The organism is Bacillus sp. P4_E1, from assembly GCF_056401715.1.
Window position 1 is genome coordinate 34,710 of the sequence record NZ_JBFUIV010000012.1, and the last position, 24,232, is coordinate 58,941.

At 36.1% G+C, this 24,232-nt stretch carries 30 protein-coding genes; 9 read left to right on the top strand and 21 right to left on the bottom strand.

Features of this window, described 5'->3' with window-relative positions; genetic code table 11:
* Positions 1-149: 149 nt before the first annotated feature.
* Positions 150-893: a segregation/condensation protein A gene (locus AC1DS7_RS17475; RefSeq protein ID WP_002143025.1), complete on the bottom strand. Its 744-nt coding sequence runs from the start codon at positions 891-893 to the stop codon at positions 150-152.
* 169 nt (positions 894-1,062) lie between these two features.
* Here AC1DS7_RS17475 and AC1DS7_RS17480 point away from each other — a divergent pair, with 169 nt between their 5' ends.
* Both AC1DS7_RS17480 and AC1DS7_RS17485 read left to right on the top strand, forming a co-directional pair.
* Entirely contained in the window at positions 1,063-1,158 is a 96-nt protein-coding gene (locus tag AC1DS7_RS17480) for a YjcZ family sporulation protein (protein WP_000510194.1), read from the top strand.
* A 99-nt stretch (positions 1,159-1,257) separates the two neighbouring features.
* Positions 1,258-1,776 carry a DUF309 domain-containing protein gene (locus tag AC1DS7_RS17485; protein ID WP_476999134.1) on the top strand — a complete coding sequence of 173 codons (519 nt, stop codon included), beginning with the start codon at positions 1,258-1,260 and terminating at the stop codon, positions 1,774-1,776.
* Between the two features lie 20 nt (positions 1,777-1,796).
* On the opposite strand, the gene ribT is transcribed toward AC1DS7_RS17485, so the two are convergent.
* Positions 1,797-2,165 carry a GNAT family N-acetyltransferase RibT gene (ribT, locus tag AC1DS7_RS17490; RefSeq protein WP_000908403.1) on the bottom strand — a complete coding sequence of 123 codons (369 nt, stop codon included), beginning with the start codon at positions 2,163-2,165 and terminating at the stop codon, positions 1,797-1,799.
* A 484-nt stretch (positions 2,166-2,649) separates the two neighbouring features.
* Positions 2,650-3,087 carry a peptidylprolyl isomerase gene (locus AC1DS7_RS17495; protein WP_002190570.1) on the bottom strand — a complete coding sequence of 146 codons (438 nt, stop codon included), beginning with the start codon at positions 3,085-3,087 and terminating at the stop codon, positions 2,650-2,652.
* A 187-nt stretch (positions 3,088-3,274) separates the two neighbouring features.
* Here AC1DS7_RS17495 and AC1DS7_RS17500 point away from each other — a divergent pair, with 187 nt between their 5' ends.
* Complete coding sequence (locus AC1DS7_RS17500; RefSeq protein WP_002143030.1) at positions 3,275-4,141, top strand: DUF1002 domain-containing protein; 867 nt, start codon at positions 3,275-3,277, stop codon at positions 4,139-4,141.
* A gap of 31 nt (positions 4,142-4,172) precedes the next feature.
* Here AC1DS7_RS17500 and AC1DS7_RS17505 read toward each other — a convergent pair whose 3' ends face one another.
* The 14 genes from AC1DS7_RS17505 to dacF all read right to left on the bottom strand — a co-directional run bounded on the left by AC1DS7_RS17505 (position 4,173) and on the right by dacF (position 14,787).
* Positions 4,173-4,976: a Cof-type HAD-IIB family hydrolase gene (locus AC1DS7_RS17505; RefSeq protein ID WP_429687741.1), complete on the bottom strand. Its 804-nt coding sequence runs from the start codon at positions 4,974-4,976 to the stop codon at positions 4,173-4,175.
* Between the two features lie 95 nt (positions 4,977-5,071).
* Entirely contained in the window at positions 5,072-6,544 is a 1,473-nt protein-coding gene (spoVAF, locus tag AC1DS7_RS17510) for a spore germination protein SpoVAF (protein WP_429687742.1), read from the bottom strand.
* On the bottom strand, positions 6,531-7,100 hold the full coding sequence (gene spoVAEA, locus AC1DS7_RS17515) for a stage V sporulation protein SpoVABEA (RefSeq protein ID WP_193645000.1): 570 nt from the start codon (positions 7,098-7,100) through the stop codon (positions 6,531-6,533). Before spoVAEA ends, spoVAF begins: the two co-directional genes overlap by 14 nt.
* A 5-nt stretch (positions 7,101-7,105) precedes the next feature.
* Positions 7,106-7,456 (bottom strand): stage V sporulation protein AE, encoded by a 351-nt coding sequence (spoVAE, locus tag AC1DS7_RS17520; protein ID WP_002192610.1) that lies wholly within the window; start codon positions 7,454-7,456, stop codon positions 7,106-7,108.
* A gap of 3 nt (positions 7,457-7,459) precedes the next feature.
* Entirely contained in the window at positions 7,460-8,476 is a 1,017-nt protein-coding gene (spoVAD, locus tag AC1DS7_RS17525; RefSeq protein WP_002088448.1) for a stage V sporulation protein AD, read from the bottom strand.
* A gap of 13 nt (positions 8,477-8,489) precedes the next feature.
* Positions 8,490-8,948 carry a stage V sporulation protein AC gene (gene spoVAC, locus AC1DS7_RS17530; RefSeq protein ID WP_002014918.1) on the bottom strand — a complete coding sequence of 153 codons (459 nt, stop codon included), beginning with the start codon at positions 8,946-8,948 and terminating at the stop codon, positions 8,490-8,492.
* A 12-nt stretch (positions 8,949-8,960) separates the two neighbouring features.
* Entirely contained in the window at positions 8,961-9,377 is a 417-nt protein-coding gene (gene spoVAB, locus AC1DS7_RS17535; RefSeq protein WP_000568664.1) for a stage V sporulation protein SpoVAB, read from the bottom strand.
* Positions 9,370-9,990 carry a stage V sporulation protein AA gene (locus tag AC1DS7_RS17540; protein WP_113735413.1) on the bottom strand — a complete coding sequence of 207 codons (621 nt, stop codon included), beginning with the start codon at positions 9,988-9,990 and terminating at the stop codon, positions 9,370-9,372. The genes spoVAB and AC1DS7_RS17540 overlap by 8 nt, the downstream gene beginning before the upstream one ends.
* A gap of 116 nt (positions 9,991-10,106) precedes the next feature.
* Positions 10,107-10,205: a methionine/alanine import family NSS transporter small subunit gene (locus AC1DS7_RS17545; protein WP_000016829.1), complete on the bottom strand. Its 99-nt coding sequence runs from the start codon at positions 10,203-10,205 to the stop codon at positions 10,107-10,109.
* Positions 10,205-11,731 (bottom strand): sodium-dependent transporter, encoded by a 1,527-nt coding sequence (locus AC1DS7_RS17550; RefSeq protein ID WP_002014921.1) that lies wholly within the window; start codon positions 11,729-11,731, stop codon positions 10,205-10,207. Before AC1DS7_RS17550 ends, AC1DS7_RS17545 begins: the two co-directional genes overlap by 1 nt.
* A gap of 137 nt (positions 11,732-11,868) precedes the next feature.
* Entirely contained in the window at positions 11,869-12,627 is a 759-nt protein-coding gene (gene sigF / locus AC1DS7_RS17555) for an RNA polymerase sporulation sigma factor SigF (protein WP_002014922.1), read from the bottom strand.
* Between the two features lie 12 nt (positions 12,628-12,639).
* Positions 12,640-13,080, bottom strand: a complete 441-nt coding sequence (gene spoIIAB, locus AC1DS7_RS17560) for an anti-sigma F factor (RefSeq protein WP_001243400.1) — start codon at positions 13,078-13,080, stop codon at positions 12,640-12,642.
* Positions 13,081-13,431, bottom strand: coding sequence for an anti-sigma F factor antagonist (spoIIAA, locus tag AC1DS7_RS17565; protein WP_002128957.1), 351 nt, complete (start codon positions 13,429-13,431; stop codon positions 13,081-13,083).
* Positions 13,432-13,596: 165 nt separating this feature from the next.
* On the bottom strand, positions 13,597-14,787 hold the full coding sequence (dacF, locus tag AC1DS7_RS17570) for a serine-type D-Ala-D-Ala carboxypeptidase DacF (RefSeq protein ID WP_429687745.1): 1,191 nt from the start codon (positions 14,785-14,787) through the stop codon (positions 13,597-13,599).
* A 166-nt stretch (positions 14,788-14,953) separates the two neighbouring features.
* Here dacF and AC1DS7_RS17575 point away from each other — a divergent pair, with 166 nt between their 5' ends.
* From AC1DS7_RS17575 to AC1DS7_RS17590, 4 genes are read left to right on the top strand one after another with little or no spacing between them, the layout of a single operon-like run.
* The gene (locus tag AC1DS7_RS17575; protein WP_002145907.1) at positions 14,954-15,373 is read left to right on the top strand and encodes a GntR family transcriptional regulator; all 420 of its coding nucleotides are present in this window, start codon (positions 14,954-14,956) and stop codon (positions 15,371-15,373) included.
* Positions 15,339-16,220, top strand: a complete 882-nt coding sequence (locus AC1DS7_RS17580; RefSeq protein ID WP_429687746.1) for an ABC transporter ATP-binding protein — start codon at positions 15,339-15,341, stop codon at positions 16,218-16,220. Before AC1DS7_RS17575 ends, AC1DS7_RS17580 begins: the two co-directional genes overlap by 35 nt.
* Entirely contained in the window at positions 16,210-17,277 is a 1,068-nt protein-coding gene (locus tag AC1DS7_RS17585) for an ABC transporter permease (RefSeq protein WP_476999135.1), read from the top strand. Before AC1DS7_RS17580 ends, AC1DS7_RS17585 begins: the two co-directional genes overlap by 11 nt.
* Before the next feature lie 12 nt (positions 17,278-17,289).
* Positions 17,290-18,375 carry an ABC-2 transporter permease gene (locus tag AC1DS7_RS17590; RefSeq protein WP_476999136.1) on the top strand — a complete coding sequence of 362 codons (1,086 nt, stop codon included), beginning with the start codon at positions 17,290-17,292 and terminating at the stop codon, positions 18,373-18,375.
* 19 nt (positions 18,376-18,394) lie between these two features.
* On the opposite strand, the gene AC1DS7_RS17595 is transcribed toward AC1DS7_RS17590, so the two are convergent.
* Together AC1DS7_RS17595 and AC1DS7_RS17600 are read right to left on the bottom strand one after the other, a co-directional pair.
* On the bottom strand, positions 18,395-18,940 hold the full coding sequence (locus AC1DS7_RS17595; RefSeq protein WP_429687749.1) for a hypothetical protein: 546 nt from the start codon (positions 18,938-18,940) through the stop codon (positions 18,395-18,397).
* A gap of 100 nt (positions 18,941-19,040) precedes the next feature.
* A complete protein-coding gene (locus tag AC1DS7_RS17600; protein WP_002088468.1) occupies positions 19,041-19,460 on the bottom strand; it encodes a MarR family winged helix-turn-helix transcriptional regulator in 420 nt (139 codons plus the stop codon).
* 160 nt (positions 19,461-19,620) lie between these two features.
* On the opposite strand from AC1DS7_RS17600, the gene AC1DS7_RS17605 reads away from it, so the two are divergent.
* Together AC1DS7_RS17605 and AC1DS7_RS17610 are read left to right on the top strand one after the other, a co-directional pair.
* Positions 19,621-20,292: an SIMPL domain-containing protein gene (locus AC1DS7_RS17605; protein ID WP_002033894.1), complete on the top strand. Its 672-nt coding sequence runs from the start codon at positions 19,621-19,623 to the stop codon at positions 20,290-20,292.
* A 134-nt stretch (positions 20,293-20,426) separates the two neighbouring features.
* Positions 20,427-21,716, top strand: a complete 1,290-nt coding sequence (locus AC1DS7_RS17610; RefSeq protein WP_002033892.1) for an NCS2 family permease — start codon at positions 20,427-20,429, stop codon at positions 21,714-21,716.
* Between the two features lie 33 nt (positions 21,717-21,749).
* On the opposite strand, the gene corA is transcribed toward AC1DS7_RS17610, so the two are convergent.
* Together corA and AC1DS7_RS17620 are read right to left on the bottom strand one after the other, a co-directional pair.
* Entirely contained in the window at positions 21,750-22,700 is a 951-nt protein-coding gene (gene corA / locus AC1DS7_RS17615; protein ID WP_002033891.1) for a magnesium/cobalt transporter CorA, read from the bottom strand.
* Positions 22,701-22,921: 221 nt separating this feature from the next.
* Positions 22,922-24,226: a pyrimidine-nucleoside phosphorylase gene (locus AC1DS7_RS17620; protein ID WP_476999137.1), complete on the bottom strand. Its 1,305-nt coding sequence runs from the start codon at positions 24,224-24,226 to the stop codon at positions 22,922-22,924.
* Positions 24,227-24,232 lie beyond the last annotated feature (6 nt).

Below are 24,232 nucleotides of genomic sequence, written 5' to 3' on the forward strand. Positions count from 1 at the left end.
CTCCTTCCTCCTATTTTCCATAAAAAACACACATAAAAAAAACCGAATCACAGTAAATGCGTTCGGTTCAATATTTCTTCTCTCGTTCCAAACGATACATTAAAACCTAACATGAGATAAAATATTTCTATCCCATCTTCACATCAACTCTATACGGATTTATTAGAGCTTGATACGAAAATTTCATCAAAATTATGTTCCTGCTCAATTATGATTTGTTGATTTTTCATTAGCTCAAGAACCGCTAAAAATGTTACAACCATTATTTCACGTTCTTCATCAGCAAACAAATCATAAAAGCTTTGACGACCGCCTCTTACTTCTAACTGTTGTAGAATATCAGTCATTCGCTGTGCAATTGGTATTTCTTGGCGAGTAATTCGCGTTGTTACGGGGGTTTTTGCTTTTTTACGACGCATTAGCTTTTGAAATGCCGCTAACATATCATATAACGTAACATCAAGAGGTAAGCTTGTCTCCTCTTCTTGTTGAAATGATGTAAAATCAATTGGCGGACGTGTATATAGCTGTGCTCTTTCTTGTTCTCTTTCTTTTAACTCAGTAGCAACTTGCTTATATTTCTTATATTCAATTAACCTCTCCATCAATTCTTGACGAGGATCATCTATAAAGTCTTCACCGTTATCAGGTACATCTTCTTCTTGTTTCGGTAACAACATTTTACTTTTAATTTGTAATAACGTTGCAGCCATTACTAAATACTCACTGGCAACATCTAATTGTAATTCTTTCATCGTATGGACATAAGATAGATATTGCTCTGTAATTTTCGCTACAGGAATATTATATATATCAATTTCGTAACGATTTATTAAGTGTAACAATAGATCTAAAGGCCCTTCAAAAGCCTCTACTTTAAAATTATACTGCACAAAGCATCCCACCACATTTTTTCTATAACACCATAAGTATAGAGCATACTCATGTTCTATCCAACCTTTTTAAGAAATTTAATTAAAAATAGACCTATGCCCATGTCATAATGCCCACCGCTTCATATGATAACAATGTAGTAAGAACAATGTAGGAGGTCAAAAAACTATGGGTCACGTTGATTGCGGTTTTAGCGGTGGGTTCGCATTACTTGTTGTACTGTTCATTTTACTAATCATTGTAGGAGCAGCTTGCTTCTGCTAATAGGACGCAATAAAGCGACTAGGGATATTTCCCTAGTCGCTTATTGTTAATATTTCTATGATAAACTGTACATATAACCGTTAGACAGGAGCGAATAAAATGTATCCTACCGAGTACATACAATTTTTAATTCATTTTCACGGAGACTATGATTATTTTGAATGTCATGAAATATTAGAAGAGTATTGGAAATTAAAACCTAGAGGAGAACGCGACAATTACTTAGTCGGTCTCATTCAAATTGCTGTTTCCTTATACCATCACAGACGATCCAATTGGAATGGTGCAGAGAAGATGATAAAAAGCGCAATAACAATTTTAGAAAAGAGCAGCGCGCAATTACATCAATTAGGAATAGATCATAAACAACTTATGTTCTTATTAAATGAAAGATTACACTCTATCCACAAAAAGGAAATTTTTGCGCCGTTATTTTTACCCTTATTAGACGTATCGTTAGAAAAACAATGCATACAGTTATGTAAGAAACAAAACCTCTCTTGGAAAGATGTGAACGTCATTCCTGGTGAATACATCATAAGTAAGCACACATTGCGTGATCGAACAGAAGTCATTTCTGAGCGACACGAGCAACTACAAAAAAGAAAGCAGAGATAATAAACTACTTATCCCTGCTTTCATGAATGTATATTTTGTTCAAGCTCTTTACACTTTTTGCAAAAACTTGCTGTTTGCTCATTTCCGCAAATTGTAAACTCAAGAAATTTACTCTTAAGCTCTTGAACCATCTTCGTCCCAATCCCCATATGACGGTGAGACGGATTCACGCTCAAATGCTGAATTTCCAATACCTGATCTTCTTTTTTTATAATCCCCATTATCCCAACAAAATCTTCATTTTGTTTCCACAAATACAATTGCCAATCCTCTTTCGCTTCATATTCTTTCATTGTCAATTGTAATGTTTTCACATCTTTTTCAGTTGGCATAAATGAAAGAAGCCCCATTGCAATTTTTTCATAACTTTTTTTAAAACGAATTAACATAACCCTTATCCCTTCTTACAAAAGTTACAAACTATTTATCCCCTCAATCACTCTTTTCATATCACATTCATTCTACAATATTTTTACCAGAGTGAGAAGGGGCTGAAACAACTTGATAATCATACAAAGCGTTAAGAAGAAAGTCAAATATATGTTTCCACGCTATTTCTTTCTATTACACCGCTCAAAAAAGAGACAATACTATATAGGAACTAAAAGGAAAATCCCTTTCTCATCACATTTCACTTATTAACCACTTTTGAACAAAGTAGTTCTACCAAAAGCAATATGTTAAGAGAAATACATTTATTGAAGCATATAATTCGTACTCCATCCTATGTATTTTGTTAAAAGTTTGTTCTCATGAACAATATAATTTAACGTTAGTAGCCGTCCTATTTGTGTCATATACTTTAAAATATATACCAATCCCTGTTTATAGGAAATAAAAAAGAGAGCAAAATCGCTCTCTTTTTCTCGTAACTTATTCTTCCCAAACTTTAACTTCTTTCATTGCATCGCCTTGACGCATGTTTAATACCGTTTCAATACCGCTTGTTGCTTTACCGAATACAGTATGTACGCCATCTAAATGCGGTTGTGGCTCATGAACAACAAAAAATTGGCTACCACCTGTATTACGACCAGCATGTGCCATAGAAAGTGATCCAACAAGATGTCTATGAGGATTTCCATCAGTTTCACATGGGATAGAGTAACCTGGGCCACCTGCACCTGTGCCTGTTGGGTCTCCACCTTGGCTTACGAAGCCAGGAATAACGCGGTGGAATGTCACACCATCATAAAATCCTTGCTCTGCTAATTTTTTAAAGTTTTCTACTGTTTTTGGTGCCTCTTCTGGGAAAAATTCTAAATCGATTTTTTCGCCATTTTCCATTAATATGTATCCTAAAGTTTTCATATGTATATGTCTCCTTTCAACTATCTCAGCACTATATTACCATATTCATGACGAGAAACAAAAAGAATCCGACAATCTGCATACTTCTTTTTTGAAATGTGGAAGAAGCTAGGTGACAAATAAGAAAAATATACTATAATAACTGTGTTGCCCGAAAATTTAAGAAAGAGAAAGGGAGCGATTTTTCGTGAAAACGAAATTACTAGCTCTGCTATTAGCTGTAGCCGTATTTATTATGCCAACAGCTTCATTTGCAGACATCATTGAGGGAGAATCAATTGTTACACTAGGAGAAAACTTATCTGAACAACAGAAACAAGATCTTTTGAAAGAAATGAAAGCACCAAAAGATGCACAAATTATTACTGTATCTAATGCGGAAGAACATAAATTTCTAGAGGGCATCGTTCCAAAAGCGCAAATTGGTACGAGAGCAATTTCCTCTTCTATGATTACATACACAAAACCAGGGTCAGGTCTCATTGTACGCTCAAAAAACATTAATTCGATAACAGATGCAATGTACACAAATGCACTTATTACAGCAGGTGTGAAAGATGCAGAGATTCAAATTACTGCACCATTTAAAGTTTCAGGAACTGCTGCTTTAACAGGTTTAATGAAGGCCTATGAAACAACATCAAACAAAGCCATTCCTGAAGAAGTAAAAAAAGTAGCCAATGAAGAAATGGTACAAACAGCCCAGCTTGGTGATAAAATCGGCGAAGAAAAAGCAGTTCAACTTGTTGCAAAAATTAAAGAAGAAATTGCAAAAGAACAGCCAAAAACCACTGAAGATTTACGTTCATTAATTAAAAAAATTGCTGATCAACTTGGCATTACATTAACAGATGAACAGTTGGATAACTTAGTATCGTTATTTGATAAAATGAAAAATCTTAATATCGATTGGAACCAAGTTGGTAGCCAATTAGAAAAAGCAAAAGACCATGTGTCTGCCTTCTTAGGATCTGATGAAGGGCAAAGTTTCCTAGATAAAGTAAAAGATTTCTTCTCTAGTATCATTGATTTCGTTAAATCTTTATTCAAGTAAAAAAGAAGCTCGCCAATGACGAGCTTCTTTTTTATACAAGTAACGGTAATTTCATAATAGCTTCTTCAACCGAACGGACAACATAATTTGCTTTCTCCTTCACATACGGATGAGCATGATGGAGGGTGAAGGAGTGCGGGGTTACTTCAAACATAGAAATATCATTGAAAGAATCTCCAATACATGCAACTTCATTTGCTTCAATTTGTAAATGTTCCATTAATCGCTTCAGAGCGCTTCCTTTACTTACACCTCTTGGCATAATGTCAACATATCGCTTACCCGATATAAAGACTTCCGCTTCGCTATGAAATGTATCTCTCAACTCTTGATCTAATGCTACAATTTTTTCTTCTTCGCCAAAAACAAATAATTTCGCAGGATGTACAGTCTTCCCAAATTCCTCTTCTAACTCTTCGATTTCAGCAATATGCACTCCCATATACTCTTCAAAAGTATGGTGATGTTCATTCTTCCTTTTTGTATATCGCTGCTCATTTGTACAAACAATATCTGCTAGTCCCTTTTTATGTATATATCGATATATTTCCTGGGCAACCCCATCTTCAAAACTCGATTCATGAAATACTTTTCCATCCGGTAGTATCATTGTCGCTCCATTTAAACTAGTTGTGTAATACGGGAACGAAAACCTTTTTACCGCCTCATCAATTCGGTGAGTAAAACGGCCAGAGGCAAAACAAATATTTGTCCCGTTTTCAGCTAGCCAACAAAGCGCTCGTTCATCTTCTTTTTGCATATCATTCATATTGTAAACGAGTGTATCATCTAAATCACTTACAAATAGTTTAATCATGTCCTCTTCCCCTTCCATACACAATATCTACTCTAATTGTACAAAAAAAATGTTTGATTTTTGTTAAAAAAACAATAAATTTTCAATAAAAAATAAGCGGAGCATAATCCCGCTTATTTTTGTCTTCGCACATTTTGAGGTCTTACAATACTTGGACGAACCTTTAAACTAGACATAGTTGGACGAAGTAAAATTTTCGTTAACGCGCCCCAATCAAACGGTAAAAACGGCCATAAATACGGTGTTTGCAAGCTTTTTATAGATGTTAAAAATAGAATCAATATCGTCATTCCAATGACAAATCCCATTTCATGAAATATACCCGTCAAAATAATAACAAATAATTTTCCAATCTTATTCCCAAGCCCCAACTCATAACTTGGCGTAGCAAATGATCCAATCATAGAAACCGCTACATACAAAATAACTTCTGGTACAAACAAACCTACATCAATTGCAATTTGGCCAATTAATATGGCAGAAATTAATCCTGCTGCAGACGACAATGATGTCGGTGTATGAATAGCAGCCATCCTTAAAAATTCGAGTCCGATTTCCGCCATCAAAACTTGTAATAAAATTGGTAAATGTGTCATCTTATTCGGTCCAATGAAAGCAAGGCTTTCAGGCAAAAGAGTTGGATCAAATACAAAGACTAACCAAAACGGCAATAAGAATAACGAAAATATAACACCTAAAAAACGTACCCAACGTAAAAATGTACCTACAGCGGGATTTTGTCTAAACTCCTCTGCATGCTGTAAATGGTGGAAATATGTTGTTGGCGTAATCATAACACTTGGTGATGTATCAACGAGCACTAGCACGTGTCCTTCTAATAGATGATTTGCTGCTACATCCGGCCTTTCTGTATATCGAATAAGCGGGAAGGGATTATAGCTTTGCTTGACTACAAATTCTTCTACTGTTTTATCCGCCATCGTAATCCCGTCTACATCAATGTTATTTAATTCTTGTTTTATAATCTTTACTAAATCTGTGTTTGCAACATCTTGTACATATGTAATACAAATATCCGTTTGCGATCTATCTCCTACTCGAATCATTTCATTTCGAAGACGTGGATCGCGTATCCTTCTACGAATTAACGCTGTATTTACAACGATATTTTCAACAAATCCATCCCTTGCACCACGCACTACCTTTTCTGTATCTGGTTCTGTCGGTGTCCGGCCCGGATAACTACGAACATCTATTGCGAACGCTTCCGTTTCACCTTCCACAAATATAACAATGAGTCCTGATAATACTTGGAGCATTACATCATCCATCGTTTTTACTTTACTTACTTGTTGATGAATTAAACGATTCTCTAAAAGCTTTACTGTATCTTCTTCTACATCCCTTATTTCATTTGTATCCACCGCTTCTTCTAAAATAGGGATAATATAATTCGTATCACAAAGTCCATTTACAAATAACACACCAATTTCTTTATTTAAAATTTGAAATTTACGAATACCAACATCGTATGTAACACCAAGTCCAACTGTTTGCTTTAAATAATTTTCATTATCACTTAAAAAAGATGAAATCGGGATATTCACTTTTTTAGGCTTCGTCATAAAAGCCACTCCTTTCCAAAATTAATTGAATCGCTTTTCTAGTAATAGGTGATCCTCTCTCCCATTCATCATTTCCGCACATCTTGCCAATATCACCGACCCCCACAATGACAGGAACATTCAGATCATCTAAACAATAAATCGTATCCCCACTAATCCTGCCAATGTCACCATCTGGGAGTCCAAATTTATCAACGCCGTATTCTGTCAAATTCCCATTCCGATCTACACTTACATCTACACGTGCCCATTCCCAATGATGTGTATTAGATGCTACTGCTAAAATACCCAGTACATCAACTTGCTTATGTGTTGCGACATACTTTAACGCCTTTTCACCAGATCCTTCTCCTATAAATCCGCTGTCATCAAACATGACAAATACAGGGTCATATGGCGTTTGCATAATAAGCTCAACAACTTTCTTCCCTGTCAATTTGGTCGGATTACTTTGCGATGCTGAAATACACCTCCCCCCAAATTCCTTTGTTAACAGCTCAATTGTCCGCTTTGCATATTCATCTCCATCTGTGACCAAAACAACCCTTCGTCTCATTTGATTTATCCTTTCGGTTTACATATAAGTGCAACAAAAAATGAAAATAATATCGCTGCTGAAATCCCCGCAGACGTTAAGCTAAACATACCGATTCCAATCCCTAAATATCCATGTTTTTCTGCCGCATGCATTGCCCCGTGCAATAGTGAGTGTCCAAAACTTGTAATAGGGACTGTTGCCCCAGCACCTGCAAATTTTATAAGCTTATCGTACAATCCGAATCCGTCTAAAATAGCTCCGGCGACTACAAAAGTTGCCATTAAATGTGCCGGTGTTAACTTTGCGAAATCTAGCAGCACTTGTCCAATTACACAAATAGCTCCTCCTACAAGAAATGCATATACAAAATCCACAATTCACTCTCCTTTAACGCTTTCAAACACAACACCATGCGCAATCGTTGGAATCGTTTCCTTCTGTTGCATCATCATCGGGCTTAATAAAGCTCCAGTTGCAACGACAAAAATTCTTTGTAAATTCCCTTTTTGCATTTCACGCAATAAATGGCCGTATGTTACAACAGCTGAACAAGCACAACCACTGCCCCCTGCAAACACTTCTTCTTGATTTGAATTGTAAATCATTAATCCACAATCATTGTATACATTCCCCAAATCATACCCTTCCTCAAGTAAAAGTTGTTTCGCAATTGGTGTCCCAACAGCCGATAAATCACCAGTAACAATAAGATCATAATCAGCTGCACTTCTTCTCAAATCTTCAAAATGTTGTTGAATTGTATGAGCAGCAGCTGGTGCCATCGCTGATCCCATATCTAAAGGATTAGCAATTCCTAAATCTTGCACTTTACCAATTGTTGCTGCTGTTATTTTAATTGCACTCTCCTCATTGCTAATTAATATTGACCCTGCTCCGGTAACAGTTGAGTTTGCTGTCCCTGGCTTTTGTCCTCCGTATTCTGTTGGGGAACGAAATTGTCTTTCAGCCGTCGCATTATGACTACTTACTGTAGCTAAAATACGATTCGCAAATCCACCATCTATAAAAGCTGATCCAATCGCCAAAGTTTCCATTGACGTCGCACAAGCGCTGAACATCCCTAAAAAAGGAATACCATACTCACGAGCAACATAATTTGCTGTCACTGTTTGGTTTAATAAATCTCCCGCTAAAAAGAAATCAATTTGCGATTTTTTTATATTCCCTTTTTGCATCGCTTGTTGAATTGAGTCTGACATTAACCTTCGTTCAGCAAGTTCCCAGTTTTCCTCTCCGCAATGTAAGTCAGAATATGAAATATCAAAATCCTTTCCAAGAGGGCCTTCAGCTTCTTTCGGACCGACAGCAGTACCAGTTGCATTCACGAAGATATCATTTTGAAATACCCACGTTTGTTTTCCTGTCAATCTCATACCCACCCCTCCTTTAAGACATTAAAATTTGAAATGTATATCTTATTAACCCGATAATGTATGCACCGACGACTCCAAATACAATGACACTTCCTGCAAGCTTAAACATGTTAGTAGCGATTCCTAGAACAATCCCTTCACTCCTATGCTCTAGTGCGGCACTCGCCATAGAATTCGCAAATCCAGTAACTGGTACTGCTGATCCCGCTCCAGAAAACTGCCCGATTTTATCATATACACCACACCCTGTTAAAATCGCTGATAGTAAAACAAGAGTTGCAACTGTAGGGTTTCCTGCCTCTTGTTCACTAAAGTGAAAATAATGTATATAAAATTTCATCAATATTTCTCCGACTGTACAAATGAGCCCACCTACAAGAAATGCCTTCACACAATTTAGCAAATAGTTTGGCTTTGGATGGTACTCCTTCACTTTATTTATGTAATCATCTTTCAGTTTTCGCCTTGTCATATATATTGCCTCCTACTTTACGAAATAAATCCAGTGAAACAATGAGCCTATTACTTTTCCAAGTACAAGAGCAACGAGTAAAACAACAATTTTCCCCTCTACCCCGACTCGTTTCGCTAAAATAGGTAAAACATTTAATACTTCTGTTAATGCCGCAGCAAGCATTCCAATGAATGTGCCACAAAATAACCCTAATATTACAAGCCAATATTGCGATGTTTGAAATGTAATGTTTTTCAAACTACACCAAGCCCCAGTTAAAGTACCCGCAATGACAGCCCACTCAAAATATTGAATATGCTTTCCACTTCTCGTTAATTGAGCTAAGCGCGGGATAATACCGAGAACAGCTAAAAAGGCAACATATCCGCTACCTACTGCAATCCCGCCAGCTAAACCAATTAATATAACAAACCCACATTCAATCATCGGCAAGTTGTTTCGTGTTATCCTTGTTTTCATTAACAATTACATATTGATCAAGCGACTGCTGATATTGAAACATCTCAACTTCTAACGGACTAGGCTCTTCATTAATTCGCTTTTGAAATACATGATTAAAAAATAAAACCATACCTAATCCAAGACCTACTGAATATGGAACTTGAAATAATAGTGGTTGCTCCTTAAACTCTCCAGTAATCATGTAATATAACCGTTGATGTACTTGTTGCATACTTACATCCTCATGGAAATAAATTATTGCAAGGGCCGCTCCAATGAAAAGTAACAACCATACAAGTCCAAAGAAAATTGGGGGTACTTTCTTTTTTTCATATATAATTTCAACAAGAGTTTGTCCAGAACCCAGTAAATTAATTTGTACATGAGATGCTTTTTGTTGAATAATCTCAATCACTTTCATGACATCAATTACAACATGTGTTTTATCATGCGCTGTTATTTTGTAGACTATTTCATTTTGTAACAACTCAACTACAAAAGAATCTCCGGCAAGTTGTGCAACATCGCTCAGCTTTACTTCATACGTAGGAGACACTTTTAAGCGATTGCGCATTTTAATATAAATTGTTCCTTCCAATTTCCATTCACCCCTTCACTCTTCCTCGTAGTTGTAGTATGGTTATTGAATTTTTTTCTAATACAATTTTTTCATAAAAAAACATCTGTACCGCTTCGGTACAGATGTTTTTTAGTTTATGCCTTTTTCTTAAATAAATTTGCAATACTTAATGCAAGTCCTCCCCAAATGACTACCATACCTATAACCATCATCATAATCGCTGATCCACTCATCATGAAACACCTCGGTCCTTCCATTCTTTTTCAAGCTGGACAGAGTCTGAATGTATTTGTGCATTCCATTTCTTCAGACTAATGACTAGTGCAACTATAAGAAACGCTGCCGCTATCGACCAACCATACGTTACAACAAACTCTGTTGGATAACCTCCGTAGTTCTTTTTAATGTTTTGGATTGTACCATCAATTAACATATACCCTAACATAAGTGGAGTAATAACGAGTAAACTCACTCTCCAAAACGTTCCTAACTTTATATCAGATACAAAGTTTGCATGATTTTGATAAACTGGTAAACGGCGCAAGATTAATCCTATTGTAACTACTTCAACGAGTGCAATTGTAATCAATCCAAAATTGTTAGCGAAGTAATCAACAACATCTAGGAACATAAGTCCACCACGTGTTGCAAAAACAAGAGAAACTAATACTAATAGCGTTCCCATAATTCCAATCGTCTTTTGACGACTCAAGCTGAATTTTTCAGATACAGCGGCAAAGCATACTTCTGCAAGTGAAATGAGTGATGTAATTCCAGCAACAGTTAGAGATAAGAAGAATAATACACCAAATAACGGCGACATCGGTAACTCATTAATAATTTGCGGGAATACTACAAATGCAAGTCCTACACCAGCACTAGCTACTTTATCAACCGGTACCCCCATGTTATTCGCCATAAATCCAAGAGCTGCAAAGACACCAATACCTGCCAATAATTCAAATCCTGAATTTGCAAATCCTGTAATAAAAGCATTATTTGTTGTATCTGAGTTTTTCGGTAAATAACTAGAATACGTAATCATAATTCCGAATGCTAAAGATAAACTAAAGAAAATTTGACCGTAAGCAGCAAGCCATACTTTCCCATCAAAAATACGACTCCAATCTGGTTTAAAAAATGCATCTAGCCCCTGCATCGCACCTTCCATCGTCACTGCACGAACAACGATAATAAGGAACATAACAACTAGTAAAGGAATAAAAATACGGTTAACAACTTCGATTCCTTTTTTAACTCCTTTAAACGCAACACCAAGCACAATAATCCAAACGAGAGCTAACGGAATTAATACTTCTGGTACGAGCCCCCCGAATTGTCCTGGCTTATCTGCAACATGTAAATATTCTTTAAATAAAAATGATTGCGTGTCTTTCCCCCATGCTCCAGTAATTGCAAAGTACGTATACGAAATAGACCAAGCAATGATTACAGCGTAATATGTTGAAACAATAAATGTCACACACATTTGCCACCATCCAATAAATTCAGCACGTCGATGAATACGGAAGAATGTAAGTGGCGCCGAACCACGATGACGATGCCCAAGAGCAAACTCGAAAGCTAATAATGAAATACCAGTCGTTAATAATGCAAATAAGTACGGTAAAAAGAATGCGCCTCCCCCGTTTTCATACGCTGTATAAGGAAAACGCCATATATTCCCTAGTCCAACAGCGGAACCGATTGCTGCAAAAATAAATCCAGCCCTCGTTCCCCATTGTTGCCTCGTTTCCATGTTTCCTTCCCCCTTTGTGACAAGTTCATACTTGGATTATAGTTTAAATTAACTAAATTATCAATAAATTCTGTAAATTTTTATCGATAGTTGGAATCTTCTCCTTTTCGTGACAATAAAAAAAATCGAATAGATAGCTATTCATCTATTCGATCTTTCATCTGTTTTAATATTTTCTTTTCAAGTCTTGAAACTTGTACTTGCGAAATGCCTATGCGCTCCGCTACTTCTGATTGGGTTTGGTCTTTATAATAGCGCAAATACACAATTAGCCTTTCTCGTTCATCCAATTCTCTAATTGCTTCTTTTAAAGCAATTTTATCAAACCATTTCGTTTCCGATTGATCTGCAATTTGATCTAAAATAGTAATTGGATCTCCGTCGTTTTCATACACAGTTTCATGTATCGACGAAGGAGCACGACTCGCTTCTTGCGCCAGAACAACTTCTTCCGGCGTTAGTTCAAGAGCCTGTGCTACCTCATTAATCGTTGGAGCCCTTCCAAATTCTTTCGAAAGCTCGTCTCTCATCTTTCGGACTTTGTTTCCTGTTTCTTTTAAAGATCTACTTACTTTCACTGATCCATCGTCACGTAAAAATCGTTGTATTTCACCGATAATCATTGGAACTGCATATGTTGAAAATTTCACGTCGAAAGATAAATCAAATTTATCTACCGATTTTAAGAGTCCAATACATCCAATTTGAAATAAATCGTCTGGTTCGTATCCTCGATTAAGAAATCGCTGTACAACCGACCATACGAGACGCATATTACTTTGAACGATTGTATCTCTCGCTTGTTGATCTCCATCTTGACTTTTTTGAATTAACGCTTTTAGCTCGTGGTCCTTTAACTGAGGTTTCTTCTTCTCATTTCTGACCTCTATGTCCATTGGCTATTCTCCTTAATTGCATAGAGCGTTACTATTTGATAAGTATTTTGTCAAATGGATTGTTGTCCCGAAAGATTCGTTTGAAATAACTTCTACTTCATCCATAAAATTTTCCATGATAGTAAATCCCATTCCGGAACGCTCTAATTCAGGTTTAGTTGTAAAAAGGGGTTGTCTTGCTTCATCTAAGTTAAAGATACCAATCCCTTCATCTCGAATCGTGAGTTTCACCATCGCTTCTTCCAAAATCACTGAAATATAAACAACACCTTCTGCATTTCCTTCATACCCATGAATAATTGCATTTGTAACCGCTTCTGACACAACTGTTTTAATCTCTGTTAGTTCTTCCATTGTCGGGTCTAATTGCGCAATAAAAGCAGCTACCGTAACACGAGCGAATGATTCATTCTGACTTAACGCTGAAAATTGAAGGTTCATTTCATTTCTCATCTACGCCACCCCCAACGTCGCGAGCGCATGCGCTTCACTTTCTTCTAAACGAACAATTTTGAATAGACCTGACATTTCAAATAAACGTTTAACGGGCGGTGAAATTGCACAGACAACCATCTCTCCACCTAATCCCTTTACATGTTTATATCGGCCTAATATAACGCCTAAACCAGAACTATCCATAAATGTTAAGTTCTCTAGGCTCAAAATAATATGATGAACACCATGTGTCTCAATCATATCTGTGACTTTCGTTCGCAACTCTTCAGCAGTATGATGATCTAACTCGCCCTCTAGCCTCACACATAAGACGTCACGTTTTACTTCTAAATGCATGGAAAGACTCACACGATTTCCTCCTTATGCTCAAACTTTACTCATTAACATAAGATTTTCGTGATATAAAATAAGAATCCTTCCTACTGACAAAAGAAGAACTATTTCGTCATAAAGTGAAACCTTTCAGCAATTATTTCAGTAAATACGAACAGAAAAACGTCAAAATTTTTGCCGCTATTTTGATGTTGAAAACATCCCAAAACTTCTTTTAAATAACTCCCACCAGCTCGCTGCCTCAACATCTTCTTTCGCTACAATTGTTTGTTTTAATAAAACATCTTTATCTCTTTTAATAACAAGTGTGCCAAGTGCATCACCTTTTTTAATCGGTGCCTTCACTTTCTTTTCAGCAATCACTTCTTGTTTAACTTTGTCCATATTTTCGCCCTTCTTCATAAGAAGAGACACATTGTCTGACGCAACTAAATCTACTTTTTCTTTCTTACCTTTTCCTACTTGTACAGTCTTAATTTTCTCACCACGTGTATATAATTTCTTTGTCATGTATTGTCCAAATGCATAATCAAGAAGCTTCGTTACTTGATTGTTCCGCTCTTTTGATGTAGGTGCTCCCATTACAACTGAAATAACACGCATACCATTTTTCTCAGCCGATGCCGTTAAACAATATTTCGCTTCTGTCGTAAAGCCTGTTTTCACTCCATCTACTCCAGGATAAAAACGTACTAGCTTATTCGTATTAACAAGCCAAAACTTCTTATCCGTATTTTCACGTAAATAGTCTTCATATTTACCTGTGTATTTTCGAATAAGTGGATACTTCATCAACTCTTTCGCCATAATAGCCATATCATTCGCTGTAGAATAATGATCTTTCGCCGGGAGACCTGTTGGGTTTTGGAAATGCGTATTTTTCAGACCTAAATCTTTCGCTTTTTTGTTCATCATATTTACGAAACCTTCTTCTGAACCAGCGATATGCTCAGCTACTGCAACAGATGCATCATTTCCAGATGCAATTGCAATGCCCTTTAACATTTCATTTACAGTCATCTCTTCCCCAGGTTCTAGAAAAATTTGTGATCCGCCCATTGAAGCTGCGTGTTCACTCGCTCTAACTTTATCGTTTAGTTTTAGTTTTCCTTTTTCAACTTGTTCCATAATTAATAGCATTGTCATAATCTTTGTCATACTAGCAGGTGGTAACTTTTCATTCGGATTTTTATCAAACAAAACTTTACCTGTATCTTGCTCAATTACGATCGCTGACGACGCTTGTTCCGCTAACTTCGGCGTGGTTTCTTCTGTTTTTTCCTGCTTCGTTTTCTCAGATTGTGCGAAACTAACTGAAGTACCAGAAAGCAATAACATGAAACAAACAAGTATTCCAAAAACTCGCTTCATGACTAACCCTCCATTCTATATCAAACTTATTTTTTCCAATTTATACATTTTTAATACCATTTTTTTCTATTATTTTCAGTTGACAAATAAATTCATTACCTATATTGTATTAAGTGTATTACATGCAGTAGTACACTTAATACTCATCAGGAAGGAGACATTGCTCTTGCATATTCAACTTGATCCAAGAAGCAACACTCCGATATGGGAACAAATTGTTCAAAATATAAAAGAGCTCGTACTAAAAAACATGTTAGCTCCAAGTGATAAACTTCCTTCTGTACGCGAGCTTGCTTCTTTGCTCGTTATAAATCCAAATACAGTAAGTAAAGCGTATCAAGAATTAGAGCGACAAGGGATTATTGAAACATTACGAGGAAAAGGAACATTTGTAGCCCAATCGATTACCCCAACATTAGACGAAAGGAAAATCGCTATGGTTGAAAAGCAATTTCATCAATTATTACTAGAAGCCTCTTATCTTGGGATTACGAAAGATAAAATTCATGATTGGATAGATTCATACTATAAAGAGATTGGAGGAAATACAGATGCTGAAAGTGACAAGCTTGAAGAAAACAATTGATAACCAAACGATTTTAGACGATGTTTCTTTCACATTACAAAAAGGTAGTATCGTCGGATTGCTCGGAAGAAATGGCGCAGGGAAAACAACTTTATTACGAACGATGGTCGGCATTTTAGACCCCGATGAAGGAACTGTTACATATGAGGGTACAGATGTTCATATGCATCCTGAAATTAAACAAAGAGTTGTATACGTTCCAGATTCTACTAACATACTGAACGGATATACAGTGAAGGAAATCGTAAAGTTTTATAAAGCGGTTTATACAGCATTTGATGAACAGTATTTTTATGAAATATTAGAACATTTTAATTTACCAAACAAACGTATTCGTAGTTACTCAAAAGGAATGAAAGCACTGCTTGCGATCATTTTAGCTTTCGCTGCAAAAGCAGAATATGTCATTTTAGATGAACCGACAAACGGACTTGATCCTATCGTTAAAAGACAGATTCTACAATTTCTCGTTGAAGAAGTAGCAGAAAAAGAAATTACAATTTTCATCTCCACTCACCATTTAGATGAAGTTGAAAAAATTGCCGATACAATCATTATTTTAAAAGGACATACAGTAGATTCTATTACATCACTAGATGATGCAAAATCACGATTTGCCAAAATACAAGTTGCTTATGAACGTTCATTACCTCAAAAACTAGAAAACTTAAGCAATATTAAAATATTAAACCAAACAGGAAAAGTATATACAATCTTAATTGAGGAAAATGTGGCTACAACACTGGAGAAGTTTTATAAAGAACAACCAATACTCATTGAAGAATTATCAATGTCACTTGAAGATGTCTTCGTTACGACACTTGAGGAGGATGGGTATGTTTCATAAGGCGTTATGGATGTGGAATTGGAAGCGCGGGAAATATGCTGCGTTACTATTTTTCTTTAGTTCACTTTATTTTTTATCTTTCGAATACTATCAAGCAGCTGAAGATCAACAGTCTCTCTTTCTCCATCCAGAAAGCATGGGTGAAAAAAAGTTTTACTATCATTATTCTTTTCATTCTTCTGATAGCTTTTGGTTGGGTATTATTACAATCGCCCTAGCCTGTATATTAATAGGTTGGGAGCGAAGTAATCAAAATGGGAATTTATTTATGACGTTACCATTTAAAAGGCGTGATATGTTCTTATCAAAGTGGATTTTCGGTGCATTTTTCATTGTAATAGCACTTCTTATCAATTGGGGTCTTATGTATTTTATTTATAAATCTACAATCCACTTTGAATATCAATCGTTCGAACCGTTTCATCGATATTTTCTTTATGCAATTTTTTCATATATCGCTATCTATACTGTATCTTTATGTATTGGCACATTTACTGGCAGTATTATTTCACAAAGCATCTTTAGTATTACTTTTTGCGTAATGGGAATGGGAGTCTTTTCACTCTTACTCTTTTTCTTTACGATTCACGCTGATGCAATACAAGGGAATAAAAGTTATGCAAGTTCTGAAAAAATTTATGAACTCAATAGAAAAACCGACATTTCAGGTCCTATATTAAACTTTTCAATTAATTATAATTACCATCCTAGTGCCCAATCGTATGAGGAGCATGGCAAAGTGATACAGAAAGGTCCTACTTCTCATAGTTACTACTCTGCCAAAGCAATTCTTGTTCCTATCTTCTATACAATTTTTTGCTTATTCATCGGTATGTTTCTTTTTACAAGATCACCAAATGAAAATAATACGAAAATCTTCCTTTTTCAAAAATACCGCTCAATCTGGATATGGAGTACTATCTTATATTTCGCATTAATAGGTGGCCAAATGTTAAAACGTTTTGATTTATTATTTAGTTACTATGTTGGATTCTTTTTAGTTGGAATCGTCACTTATTTTGTACTATCACGTCTTACAAACTATAAAGTTTTTTAAAGGAGAGATCCTATGTTTCAAAAAGCATTATGGATGCACACATACAAACAAAGTAAATATATGGTTTGGCTATTTTGGTTAGTAAGTTTCTACATACTATCATATAAATACTATTTGGCAGCCGCAGAACAACTAAACTATTTACATGATAATAACAAATGGAAATATATATTCCGGTACAATTATCATCTTTCACTTACTGACGCTATCATGGTTCAAGGAGCAATCCTCATTGCATTAGCCTGTATCCTTATTGGATGGGAACGTCAAAATCAATCAAGCGACTTTCTATGGTCCATGCCATTTAAACGGAAAGATCTCTTTATAACGAAATGGCTTTTTGGTGTGTGTAATATTGTAGCTATCGTTATATTGAATTGGGGACTTTTTGCTATTATGAAAAAGACAACCTTTCATAATAAGTATCAAGTATTTTCACCATTTCACACTTATTTTTTATACATGCTTATTATCTTAATTGCTATCTATACACTTGCATTATGTATAGGCACAATTGCTGGTAATATTTTCTCACAAGGATTCTTCAGTGTTGCTATACTTGGATTCCCTTTTATTTTTCCGACTCTAATTGTCGGAGTTATTTCTATTCATACGGTTGGACTTATTTCCAATCATACCGTCTATACGGAGAAAAATGTAGATCGTTACGGCTCAGTAATAGAAAAAGTGAGTATTTTAGCGCCCGTTCACGGATTCAATATTGATTTTAATTACGATCCTCAACTCGCTTATACTGATCAACAAGGCGTACGTCATGACGAGCCTAATTTTACGTATATTCCTTCAGCAACAAAACTTATCGGTCCAATCGCAAATATACTTATTCTATTACCTTTAGGAATATACTTATATACAAGATCACCTAATGAACAAAATGGAAACTTTCTATTATATCCGAAGCTCAAAAAACTATGTATGATATGTTGTGTAATCTTTATTGGAATGTTTGGAGGAATGGTAGCAGGAGGAAGTCGCTCTATTTTGAACTATTATATTGGGTTTATAGGGACCAGTACGATAGTCTACCTACTATTATCTCGCTTATTAAAATTAAAATTTTCTTGGCGTGTGAAATAACCCCTCCTTCAAAAGGAGGTTATTTTACATTCTCTCTCCTATCCCCATACACCATCTCTTCCTTCATCCCAAATCCATCACCGTTTTGCACAATTTGCTCTGTCGGCGCGACTACACTTTCAGCAATTTTCCATTCGCCGCGCTCTTTCACAAATACTTGCAGAAAATAGTTCATGCCATTTAATTGATACGCATTTTCTTTTTTCACATTATAGTGCACCGCAATGTAGTGCACTTGAATATTTTCTTTCCCTGCTTTTGATACGTATTGCGATAATCTTGGAATGTACATTGATGCTTTCTTAAATGGTAATTGCTTCGCTTTAACGAGCGATGAACTTGTTACATTACGCAAAGTGTCCTGATTACGAACATTATCGCTATGATGAAATAATACTACGTTTTGCATAGAGCGAACCCATAATTTCGAATATAAGACAGTATTATCGTTTTCAATGTATTTCACTTCTTTTTGCACGACTTGAATTGGAGTATCAGCGTATAAGAATGTATTAAAACAAAAAAAACTTCCTAATAAAATGGTAAGTCCAGCAATATATTTCATAATCTTTCCTCCGATCTGTTTAATTAAAGTATCGGAGTTTCAAAATATTTTTATTCAAAAGAAAAAGGATAGGAAAGCTCTCGCTTCCTATCCTCATTTATTATAATACGCGGCCAAATAGTTCTAAAACCATTTCTATCTCTTGGTCGCTCCAACCTTTAAATTTCTCTTTATAATATTCTTTACGCACAGCTTCAAGCTTTTCAGTTACTTCTCGTCCGTTTTCAGTAATTTCTAAGTATACGATACGACGGTCCGAATTTGAACGTTTTCTTTCAACAAACCCTTTTCGCACGAGACGATCTGTTACAGCTGTAATATGACTGGAGGTTACGTTTACTTCACTCGCAATTTGCGAAGCCATCTGTGGACTTTTTAAAAATAACGCACGTAATACAGAGAATTCATTATATGGCATATGCTCTGAAAAACGTGTATTAATATCATTTTGTAATAAACGTATCATCTTTCGAAATGATGCAGATAAATCTAAAATCAGTGTTTCTCTATTTTCGTTCACTAGCCTCGTCCCTTTTTTATCATATTTACACATATTATAATCTATAAATACCTATATTGTATATGCTTTCTTCCCTCAACATTCTCATTTATGTAACTTTTTTCATAAGATTTTCTTTTTTGTTCACACATATACATATAAAAAAGGATGGTGAGCATAAATGCAAAGTGGAATGAATCCGTATCTACATAATATCCGTACGACAAATACTGGTAAAGAAGCTACTATTACTGTACAAGGAGAAGGCATTATAAAGGCAAAACCAAATGTTGTCATATTAACACTGGGCATTCGAACAGATAGTAAAAATGTAAAACAGGCGCAAGAAGAAAATGCAGTGCAATCGAAACAATTGCTTGATGCACTCAAACAGCTAGGTATTGCCGATAAAGATATAGAAACCATTTCTTATACAATTACTCCTCAATACGAATATGTAAATGATAAAGCATTACTACAAGGCTATCGTGTGGAGCATTTGTATGAAATTACCGTTTTAAATGTACAAAAAGCAGGGGAAGTATATGATATAGCCGTTACAAATGGTGCAAACGTAGCAAAAGGATTACGTTTTCGAATATCTCATCCAAATAAATATTATGAGCAAGCTCTCATTCAAGCTCTGCAACAAGCAGTAGACAAAGCTCGTACAATTGCGAGTACCTACAATTTAAATATTAATCCTGTTCCCCTCTCACTCGTTGAAGAATCTGCCCAATTACCACGGGAGATCTCATCATATGCTACTTTGCATGCGCAAGCAGCTCCGCCCATTCAATCAGGAGAACTAGAAATCATTTCATCTATCCGGGCAATTTTTACGTATTTATAAATAAACTCATTTATAAGTAACCGTTATCATTTTCGTTGTTGTAAAAACATGATGTTCTGATATAATAAAGGACGGTGAGCTCTTACATAAGAGATATCACGGGTGGGAGAGGGATATGAAAAAGAAGGTTTAACATGAAAGGAATACTTGAAAGAACATTTAAATTAGACTTACACCAAACATCACCAAAACAAGAAGTTTTAGCTGGAGTCACGTCATTTTTCACAATTGTTTATATTATGATTGTAAATGCGTCAATCTTATCAGATGCCGGCATTCCTCTTGAGGCAGGAATTTTGGCAACTGTTTTTAGTTCATTTGTCGGATGTCTACTCATGGCATTTTGGGCAAATGCACCTGCTATTCTTGTCCCTGGTATGGGTGTAAATGCATTCTTCACGTACACTGCTGTGCATACGCTCGGTTTAACTTGGCAAGAAGCATTGGCAGCTGTTTTTATCGCCGGTATTATTTTTGCAATTGCTGCTTTTACACCGATTGCTCGCGTGCTTTCGGTATCGATTCCAAAGTCATTAAAGGAAGCGATTACTGTCGGTATCGGGTTGTTTTTAGCTTTCATCGGCTTGCAAAAAGGTGGTTTAGTCGTTTCGCATCCTAATACTGCTGTTGCAATGGGAAAATTAAGTAGTCCTGTCGTTCTTGCCACACTACTTACTCTTATTGTCGCACTTGTACTATTTGCGCGTAACGTACGTGGAAGCTTTTTATGGACGATTGCAATTGGAACTGGTATTGCATGGCTGTTTGGTCTTGTTGATACGAGTCAAATGGGAAATAGTTCGTTTTCATTCGCTAATTATGGCGATGTGTTTGGAGCTATGTCATTTGGGAAACTTTCTTCCTTGCCATTTTGGATTGCAACATTCTCCTTAAGCATGGTGCTTATTTTTGAGAACATGGGACTTTTACATGGTTTATTAGAAGATGATCGTAAATTCCCACGTGCTTACCAAGCAAATGCAATTTCAGCAATGACATGTGGTCTATTTGGCACAAGCCCTACCGTTTCAACAGTAGAGAGTGCCGCAGGTATTACTGCAGGCGGAAAGACAGGTCTGACGTCTATCGTTACAGGGTTGTTATTCTTCGCATCACTGTTTGCGCTTCCGTTTGTCAAAATAATTCCTGACAGTGCCATTGCACCAATCTTAATTATTATTGGCGGGCTGATGATTACAAGCATTCAACAAATTCCTCTGAACGACTTTTCAGAAGGATTTCCAGCGTTTTTAATTATCGTTATGATCCCGCTCACATATAGTATCGCTGATGGCATTGCGTTCGGATTTATCGCTTATCCTATCTTGAAAGTTGCACTTGGAAAGCGTAAAGAAGTCGCACCGTCCATGTATATTATTACATGCTTATTCTTAGCCATGTTCGTATTACACGCTATTGGCTAAGAAAAAAACACCGAGGAAATCCTCGGTGTTTTTTTACTTAAACCAACCTTTTTTATAAAACCAAGCCATCATTCCGCCGCCAATTAATGCCATTAAAATTAAGCAAATAAAATAACTATACTTCCCGCCAAGCTCTGGCATATGTGCGAAGTTCATGCCGTATACCCCTGCAATAAATGTTAACGGCATGAAAATAGTTGAGAAAACAGTTAATGTTTTCATAATATTGTTCATATGGTGGGAATTCAACGAAAAGTAACTATCTCGAATATCTGCTGTCAATTCACGGCTCGCTTCAATCATCTCTGTCAGTTTAAGCAAATGATCATGTATGTCTTTAAAATAAATTTCATGATCGCTTATACCGTAAAAACGAGTTGAATTTAAAATGCGATACAATAAATCACGCATCGGAATAATCGTACGCCTTAGCTTAGATAAATCTGTCCGAATATCAAATACCTCTTCTAGCACACTTCCTGCTGTCTCACCCGTTAAATTATCATCAATTGCATTTAAATGGTCTTCAATGTAATATACAGGTGCGAAATAATCATCTACAATTTGGTCAATAATTGTATGTGCTACATTTAAAGGACTCTTCTTAATACGTTTCTTCTCACCGAGCGTTTTCCATACTCTTTCAATCGCATTGTTATGAGAGAAGTGAAAAGAGACTATATATCGATCACTAACAAATAAATCGATTTCATGCGGTTCTAATCCGTCTTCTCCGAATGCATGGAGAACTAAAAAGTTATATCCATCATAAAAATCTACCTTTGGCCTCTGTACATACTCTACACAATCTTCAATTGCAAGGGGATGGAATTTGAAGTGATCTTGTAAAATATATGTATACTCTTCTTTCGTCGGCTTATATAAATCAAGCCAATACCATACGATGTTTTCTTGTCTCGTTTCTTCTAGCGACACATCATATAAAACTTCATTTTTTTTCGTTATTGCACAAATTCTAATCATAATTTCACCCTTTACTATTATAAACAAAAAATAGTAAAAAAAGCCAAGGAGAAATCTCCTCAGCTTTTTTTTATCCCGCTATTTGCGGGCAGTAAGACCCCTACCTCAAAATTCAGCGAAAGCAAAGAAGTTAGGTCTGGGTCGGGCTGCCCGTAAACGCCCGATTGGTGAAGGCTAATAATCAGTGGGGATAAAGCCCCCCTGATTAAAGTTTCACTTTATTAATTCGTTACAATTCCGTGTACTAAAGTTGGTGCACCTACGTGTTCTTTAGAGATTTTCATGTTCTCATAAATTTTCGCTTTTACATCTTCAACATTTTCGCGGTTTGCGTAAATTGTAACAAGAGAGTCACCTTTTTTCACGCTATCGCCTACTTTTTTACGAAGCATTAGACCAACTGCTAAATCAATTTCAGACTCTTTCGTTGCACGCCCTGCTCCTAAAAGCATTGCTGCTGTTCCGATTTCATCTGCAACGATTTCCGATACGTAACCGTCTTCTTTCGCTTCCACTTCAATTTTAAATTGTGCTTGTGGCAATTTAGAAGGATCATCAACAACAGAAGCATCGCCGCCTTGCGCTGATAAGAACGTTTTAAATGATTCTAGCGCTTTACCGTTGTTCATTACTTCAATTAGCTTTTCACGAGCATCTTCTAAAGATGAAGCTTGTCCAGCAAGGTATACCATTTGACTTCCAAGCGTTAAACATAGCTCTTCTAAATCTTTCGGTCCCTTACCTTGTAATGTATCAATTGCTTCTTGTACTTCTAATGCATTACCAATTGCTTCACCAAGCGGCTGACTCATATCAGAAATAACTGCCATCGTATTACGACCAACGTTATTACCGATGCGTACCATTGCTTCTGCTAAACGCTTTGCATCTTCATCCGTTTTCATAAATGCACCTGCTCCAGTTTTCACATCAAGAACAATTGCATCTGCACCAGCAGCAATTTTTTTACTCATAATCGAGCTTGCAATAAGCGGAATAGAATTTACTGTTGCCGTTACATCACGAAGTGCATATAACTTTTTATCAGCAGGTGTTAAGTTTCCACTTTGTCCGATAACAGCGATTTTATTTTCATTTACAAGACGCATGAATTCATCATTTTCAATTTCCACATGGAATCCTGGTACTGCTTCTAATTTATCAATTGTACCACCCGTATGTCCTAGACCTCGTCCAGACATTTTCGCAACTGGTACACCTAAAGCAGCTACTAATGGACCTAATACAAGTGTCGTTGTATCACCAACTCCACCCGTTGAATGCTTATCTACTTTTACCCCTTCAATGGCTGATAAGTCAATTGTATCACCGCTATTTACCATTGCCATCGTTAAATCTGCACGTTCTTGATCATTCATATCTTGGAAGAAAATTGCCATTGCAAGTGAACTCATTTGATAATCTGGAATACTACCATTTGTGTATCCTTCAACGATAAAGTTAATTTCTTCTGTCGTTAATGCATGTCCATCACGTTTTTTTGCAATTAGGTCCACCATTCTCATTGTGAA

Bases quoted from the DNA above. Each gene is read 5' to 3' on its own strand.
- AC1DS7_RS17550 (WP_002014921.1), bottom strand. From the start codon at position 11,731: ATGGAAACGAGGCAACAATGGGGAACGAGGGCTGGATTTATTTTTGCA.
- spoVAB (WP_000568664.1), bottom strand. From the start codon at position 9,377: ATGATTGAATGTGGGTTTGTTATATTAATTGGTTTAGCTGGCGGGATT.
- dacF (WP_429687745.1), bottom strand. From the start codon at position 14,787: ATGAAGCGAGTTTTTGGAATACTTGTTTGTTTCATGTTATTGCTTTCT.
- AC1DS7_RS17485 (WP_476999134.1), top strand. From the start codon at position 1,258: ATGTATCCTACCGAGTACATACAATTTTTAATTCATTTTCACGGAGAC.
- AC1DS7_RS17620 (WP_476999137.1), bottom strand. From the start codon at position 24,226: ATGAGAATGGTGGACCTAATTGCAAAAAAACGTGATGGACATGCATTA.
- AC1DS7_RS17480 (WP_000510194.1), top strand. From the start codon at position 1,063: ATGGGTCACGTTGATTGCGGTTTTAGCGGTGGGTTCGCATTACTTGTT.
- AC1DS7_RS17595 (WP_429687749.1), bottom strand. From the start codon at position 18,940: ATGAAATATATTGCTGGACTTACCATTTTATTAGGAAGTTTTTTTTGT.
- AC1DS7_RS17585 (WP_476999135.1), top strand. From the start codon at position 16,210: ATGTTTCATAAGGCGTTATGGATGTGGAATTGGAAGCGCGGGAAATAT.
- sigF (WP_002014922.1), bottom strand. From the start codon at position 12,627: ATGGACATAGAGGTCAGAAATGAGAAGAAGAAACCTCAGTTAAAGGAC.
- AC1DS7_RS17545 (WP_000016829.1), bottom strand. From the start codon at position 10,205: ATGAGTGGATCAGCGATTATGATGATGGTTATAGGTATGGTAGTCATT.
- AC1DS7_RS17580 (WP_429687746.1), top strand. From the start codon at position 15,339: ATGCTGAAAGTGACAAGCTTGAAGAAAACAATTGATAACCAAACGATT.
- AC1DS7_RS17505 (WP_429687741.1), bottom strand. From the start codon at position 4,976: ATGGAAGGGGAAGAGGACATGATTAAACTATTTGTAAGTGATTTAGAT.
- ribT (WP_000908403.1), bottom strand. From the start codon at position 2,165: ATGTTAATTCGTTTTAAAAAAAGTTATGAAAAAATTGCAATGGGGCTT.
- AC1DS7_RS17605 (WP_002033894.1), top strand. From the start codon at position 19,621: ATGCAAAGTGGAATGAATCCGTATCTACATAATATCCGTACGACAAAT.
- spoVAC (WP_002014918.1), bottom strand. From the start codon at position 8,948: ATGACAAGGCGAAAACTGAAAGATGATTACATAAATAAAGTGAAGGAG.
- corA (WP_002033891.1), bottom strand. From the start codon at position 22,700: ATGATTAGAATTTGTGCAATAACGAAAAAAAATGAAGTTTTATATGAT.
- spoVAEA (WP_193645000.1), bottom strand. From the start codon at position 7,100: ATGAGACGAAGGGTTGTTTTGGTCACAGATGGAGATGAATATGCAAAG.
- AC1DS7_RS17610 (WP_002033892.1), top strand. From the start codon at position 20,427: ATGAAAGGAATACTTGAAAGAACATTTAAATTAGACTTACACCAAACA.
- spoIIAB (WP_001243400.1), bottom strand. From the start codon at position 13,080: ATGAGAAATGAAATGAACCTTCAATTTTCAGCGTTAAGTCAGAATGAA.
- AC1DS7_RS17590 (WP_476999136.1), top strand. From the start codon at position 17,290: ATGTTTCAAAAAGCATTATGGATGCACACATACAAACAAAGTAAATAT.
- spoVAD (WP_002088448.1), bottom strand. From the start codon at position 8,476: ATGAGATTGACAGGAAAACAAACGTGGGTATTTCAAAATGATATCTTC.
- spoVAF (WP_429687742.1), bottom strand. From the start codon at position 6,544: ATGACGAAGCCTAAAAAAGTGAATATCCCGATTTCATCTTTTTTAAGT.
- AC1DS7_RS17495 (WP_002190570.1), bottom strand. From the start codon at position 3,087: ATGAAAACTTTAGGATACATATTAATGGAAAATGGCGAAAAAATCGAT.